Origin of the sequence: Corallococcus sp. CA054B, from assembly GCF_003611625.1 — a bacterium.
Taxonomy (GTDB): domain Bacteria; phylum Myxococcota; class Myxococcia; order Myxococcales; family Myxococcaceae; genus Corallococcus; species Corallococcus coralloides.
Genome location: NZ_RAVY01000337.1, coordinates 1 through 5,007, shown reverse-complemented (window position 1 = coordinate 5,007; position 5,007 = coordinate 1). Strand labels below are relative to the sequence as shown.

Here is a 5,007-nt window from a genome sequence, read left to right as displayed (position 1 = left end):
TCCCCGGCCGCCGCGCCGGCCGCCCGGGTGCCCACGACCCCCGCGCCCATCGGCGGTGGAGGGTTGCCCACGACCACGCCTCCGTCCCCGGCGGCCGCGGCGCGCAGCCCCGGCAAGGGGGACCCCTTCGCGGAGCCCGCGGAGCCCCGGCTGCCCATGGGCGGCTCGGCGGAGGACAAGCTGGAGTTCTTCCGGGGCATCCTGAAGCAGAAGACGGAGACCCTGGCCCGGGCGCGCGCGCTGTACGCCGAGCGCGAGGGCGAGGTCACCCAGCTCAAGGCCGCGCTGGAGAAGGCGCGCAAGGATGGCGGCGGTGCTCCTGCCGCGCCGTCCGCGCAGGACGAGCAGCGGCTGAAGCTGGCCCAGGCCAAAATCGCCTCGCTGGAGGCGGAGCTCGCCGCGTCGGAGGCGGACCGCAAGGACCTCACGCGCGCGCTGGCGGAGGTGGAGTCGGAGGTCCCCCGGCTGACGGAGGAGCTCCACGCCGAGCGCGAGTCGCGCGGGGCGATGGCGGAGGAGCTGGTCGGCGCGAAGGAGGCGCTGGGGCTCGCGCAGGACCGCGTGGCGGAGCTGGCCTCCGGCAAGTCCGAGGCGCAGGGCGCGCTGGAGGCGGTCCAGGAGCAGTACCAGTCGGTGCTCGCGGACGTGGAGCGGCTGACCACCGAGCGCGACGCGCAGGCGCTCAACATCAGCCAGCTGGAGACGGCGCTCGCGGAGGCGAAGGGCGCCATGGGCGCCCTGGAGAGCGAGAGCGACTGGTCGCGCAGCTCGCTGGAGGAGGCGCACGCCCACGCGAAGGGGATGGAGGGCGAGCGGGACGCCGCGCGCCGGCAGCTCGCGGTGGTGGAGGACGGGCTCAAGACGCTCCAGACGCAGGTGACGGAGCTGGAGCGCGCGCTCGCGCTGAAGGACGCGGACGCGGTGGGGCTGCGCGCCGCGCTCACCGCGCGCACGGCGGAGGCCGCGGAGCTGCCCGCGCTCCGGAGTGCTTTGGAGGGCCGCGCCGCGGAGGCCGTCCGGGTCCAGGCGCGCGTGCGCGAGCTGGAGGCGGAGGTCACCCAGGCGCGTGACGCCGCGCGCGCCGAGGTGGAGGCCGCGGAGGTCCGCGCGCGCATGGCCGAGTCGGAGCTGGCCTCGCTGCGCGAAGTGCTGGAGGCCGCGGAGGTCGAACAGGTCTCGCTGCGCGACCGGATGGAGTCGGACGCGGCGGCGCTCGGCGAGGCGGTCCACGAGGCCGAGGCCCGGGTGCACGAGGCGCAAGCCAGGGCCACCGCGCTGGAGGCCCAGCTGGCGGAGCTCACCGCCCAGTCCGCGTCCGTGCAGGCCGAGCGCGAAGCGCACCAGCAGCAGCTCGCCGCCGTGGAGCGCAAGCTCGCCACCACGCAGGCGGAGCGCGTGGGCTACTCCGCGCGCGTGTCCATGCTGGAGACGGCCGCCGGCCAGCGCGAGGCGGAAGTGCAGCGCCAGCAGGCCCTGGTCGCCAAGGCCCAGGAGGAGCTGGCGCTGGAGCGCGCCCGCCGCGAGGCGGTGGAAGCGGAGATCGCGGACGCCCGGGTGCAGGCCGCAGAGGCCGAGGGGCGCGCCGAGGCGCTGAGCGCGGGGCATGACGGCCAGCGCGAGGAGCTGGTCTCCCTCAACGAGCAGCTGGAGGCGGCCCGCGCGGAAGCGGACAAGGTGGACCGGCTCCAGCAGCGCGTGAAGATGGTGGAGGGCGCGCTGGAGGCCTCCGAGTCCAAGCGGCGCGTCGCCGAAGCGCAGGCGGCCCGCGTGAAGGACTTCGAAGCGAAGCTCGCGTCGGAGCAGGGCGCCAAGGCGTTGCTGGAGGCAAAGCTCGCGCAATCCGACGTCACGCTCCTGGAAGAGCAGGGCGTGAAGGCAGCGCTGGAGGCGCAACTCGAGGAGGCTCGCGCCGCGCTCGAAGCGGAGCAGGCGGCCCGACAGGCGCTCGAGGCGAAGCTCGCCGAGGCTCCAGCTGCCGGTGCGGGCGTGCCCGCGGACTGGGCGGCGGAGCGCGAACAGCTCAAGGCGGACATCGCCTCCATGAAGCGCAAGCTGATGGCGGCCGAGGCAGCGCTCGAATCGGCTGCCAGCACCAAGGCGAAGGTGGCGAGGCTGGAAGCGCAATTGAAGGCCCTGAAGTAGAGGTTGGACCTCCATGTCCTTCGCCGCGCCCACGGACCCATTGACGGGCATGCAGGCAGCCCGCTTCGGGCTGTACCTGCACTTCCCGTACTGCCTGGCCAAGTGCCCCTACTGCGACTTCGCGGTGGCGGTGGCGCGCCAGGTGCCGGAGGAGCGCTACGCGAACGCGGTGCTGGCGGAGCTGGACGCGCGTCTCGCCGTGGACCCGTCGCTGCGCACGAAGCCGCTGGAGTCCCTCTTCCTGGGCGGTGGCACGCCGTCCCTGTGGCACCCCCGCTACGTGGCGCGCGTGCTGGAGGGCATCGCCGCGCGCATGTCGCTCGCCCCCGGCCTGGAGATCTCCCTGGAGGGCAACCCGGAGCGCGCGGACGCGGAGCGCTTCGCCGGCTACCGCGCCGCGGGCATCAACCGGCTGTCGCTGGGCGTGCAGTCCTTCCAGCCGGAAACGCTCAAGGCGCTGGGCCGCGCGCACGACGCTGACATGGTGGAGGGCGCGGTGGCGGCGGCGCGCCAGGCGGGCTTCCCCGTGGTGGCGCTGGACTTCATCTACGGCGTGCACGGCCAGACGGTCGCGCAGGTGGAGGCGGACGCACGCCGCGCGGTGATGCTTTCGCCCGAGCACCTGTCCACCTACGCGCTGACGGTGGAGCGCGAGGTGCTGGCGGAGTCCACGCCGCTGTCCAAGCAGTTGGACCGCGGCGAGCTCTCCCTGCCGGAGGACGACGCCGTGGTGGCCATGGCCCAGACGGTGCGCGACGTGTACGGCGCCCACGGCCTCACCCGCTACGAGGTCTCCAACCACGCGCGCCCCGGCTTCAGCTCCCGGCACAACGCGCTGTACTGGACCGGCGGCGAGTACCTGGCGCTGGGCGTGGGCGCCACCGGCATGCTGCTGTCCCCCACGGCCCACCGCTACGTGAACCTCCGCGGCCCGGAGGCCTACCTGCGCACGGTGGAGGAGGGGCGGCTCCCGGAAGCGAGCCGCGAGGACCTGGGCCCCGAGGAGCTCTTCGCCGAGCGGCTGAGCATGGGCCTGCGCCTGGTGTCGGGGGTGGACTGGGAGGCCGTCTGTGAGCGATACGGCCAGCCCGTGGAGCCCCGGCGCGCGGAGGTGGAGCGGCTGGTGGCCCACGGCTTCGCCACGCGGCATGGCCGCAGGCTGGCCCTGACGGAGCGGGGGGCGGACGTGCACAGCGCCATCTGCGCGCGGCTGTTGTAGGCGGTTCCAGGAAGGATGATTCGACCGTGCTGACCAAGTGGTTGATGTGGATGGGCCTCACCCTGCTGACGGGCAGCCCGCTCTTGTCCCTGGGGCTGCTGGTCGTGCTGCTGTTCGCGGCGGACCGGTTCACGTTGCAGGTGCTGCCCAGCCCCATGCGCGCCTTCAAGCGGTGGCAGCGGGCGGGGGACCTGGCGGGCACCATCCTCACCAACACCCACGACCGCCGCGCCCGCGCGGAGCTGGCCGACATCCGCGTGGGCCAGAAGCGCTACCAGGAGGCGGTGGACCTCCTGCGCCCCAACCTGGACGCGGGCGACGACGACGTGGACACCCTCTACCTGCTGGGCGTGGCCTACCTGGGCGCGGGCGATTCTCCCCGGGGCGAGCTGCTGCTCACCGAGGCCGAGCGCCTGGACGCCGACTACCGGCAGGGCGCCATCGACCTGGAGCGCGGCCGCTTCCGCCTCCAGCGCGGCGACTTCAAGGGCGCGCGCGAGGCCCTGGAGCGCTTCCTCCAGGTGCGTCAGGGCTCCGTGGAGGGGCGCGTGCTCCTGTCGCGCGCGCTGGACAAAGAGGGCCTGGACGTGGAGGCGCAGGAGGCCCGCGACGCCGCCTGGCGTGAGTACGCCGTCGCCCCGCGCTTCCAGAAGCGCCGCGACCGCTGGTGGGCGTACCGCGCCCGTCCGTCCCGCCCGCTGACGTACGCCGCCGTGGCCCTGGTGTTCATGGGCGTGGGGGCGTACCTGACCCGCTACCTGCCCTCGCACGACACCTACAGTCCCTACGGCGTCTATGCGGATGATCCCTACGCCGCGGACGACATGGGCGGCGACGACGCGGAGTAGTAGGCTTTCCGCGCATGTTCCCCCTGCCGTCCCAGGTGTTGCGCCAGCGCGAGGGCCTGCTGGCGGACACGCCCTTCCCGCTGCTGTTGCACGCGCTGATGGTGGAGGAGCGCACCTGCACGCTGGAGCTCAAGGTGCGCCAGCGCGAGAAGCGCATCACCTTCGAGGACGGCGCGCCGGTGGCGTGCAACTCCAACCTCCTGCACGAGACGCTGGGCAAGTACCTGGTGGAGAAGGGCCGCCTGACGGAAGGCGACTACCAGAAGTCCCTGGCGGAGAGCGTGTCCTCGGGCATGCAGCTGGGCGGGCTGCTCGTGCAGAAGGGGCTCATCAGCCCCTTCGACCTCTACAAGCAGCTCCAGGCGAACCTGGCGCACAAGCTGCTGGACTGCTTCCGCTGGACGGAGGCGAAGTACCGCCTCATCGCGGACGTGGAGCACCCGGACGCCACCGTGCGCGCCAACACCGCGCAGCTCATCCTCACCGGCGTCTCCACCCAGCTGCCCTTCGACACCGTCGCCACGCACTTCACCTTCACGGACGACCGCCGCTTCGGACAGATGCCCGGCGTGGAGTCCGCCCCCAAGCTGTCCTCCAAGGACGCGCGCCTGTTCCAGGCCCTGCGCCAGCGGCCCACCTTCAACGAGCTGCTGGAGCGCACCGGCTTCGACATGGACTCCGTGCTGCGCCGGCTCTACGCGCTGTGCCTGCTGGGCGTGGCCGGCTTCGCGGAGGACGTGGACGCGAGAGCCGAGGAGCTGGCCAGGAAGGCCCCCGCCGCCCCCGTCCCCGCGCCGG

The 5,007-nt window shown here is 73.4% G+C and carries 4 protein-coding genes; all 4 read left to right on the top strand.

What is annotated here, in order from left to right; translation table 11 throughout:
* Window positions 1-2,142: plectin 1 isoform 8 (locus tag D7V80_RS40120; RefSeq protein ID WP_120593038.1), on the top strand; the 2,142-nt coding region annotated here is incomplete at its 5' end.
* 13 nt (window positions 2,143-2,155) lie between these two features.
* Window positions 2,156-3,361: a radical SAM family heme chaperone HemW gene (hemW, locus tag D7V80_RS40115; RefSeq protein ID WP_120593037.1), complete on the top strand. Its 1,206-nt coding sequence runs from the start codon at window positions 2,156-2,158 to the stop codon at window positions 3,359-3,361.
* A gap of 29 nt (window positions 3,362-3,390) precedes the next feature.
* Window positions 3,391-4,209: a lipopolysaccharide assembly protein LapB gene (locus D7V80_RS40110; protein WP_233586075.1), complete on the top strand. Its 819-nt coding sequence runs from the start codon at window positions 3,391-3,393 to the stop codon at window positions 4,207-4,209.
* A gap of 14 nt (window positions 4,210-4,223) precedes the next feature.
* A partial coding sequence (locus D7V80_RS40105; protein WP_147447381.1) for a DUF4388 domain-containing protein occupies window positions 4,224-5,007 on the top strand: 784 nt, incomplete at its 3' end.

What these genes read in the sequence shown, in the direction of transcription:
- hemW (WP_120593037.1), top strand. Translation starts at nt 2,156, where the DNA reads ATGTCCTTCGCCGCGCCCACGGACCCATTGACGGGCATGCAGGCAGCC.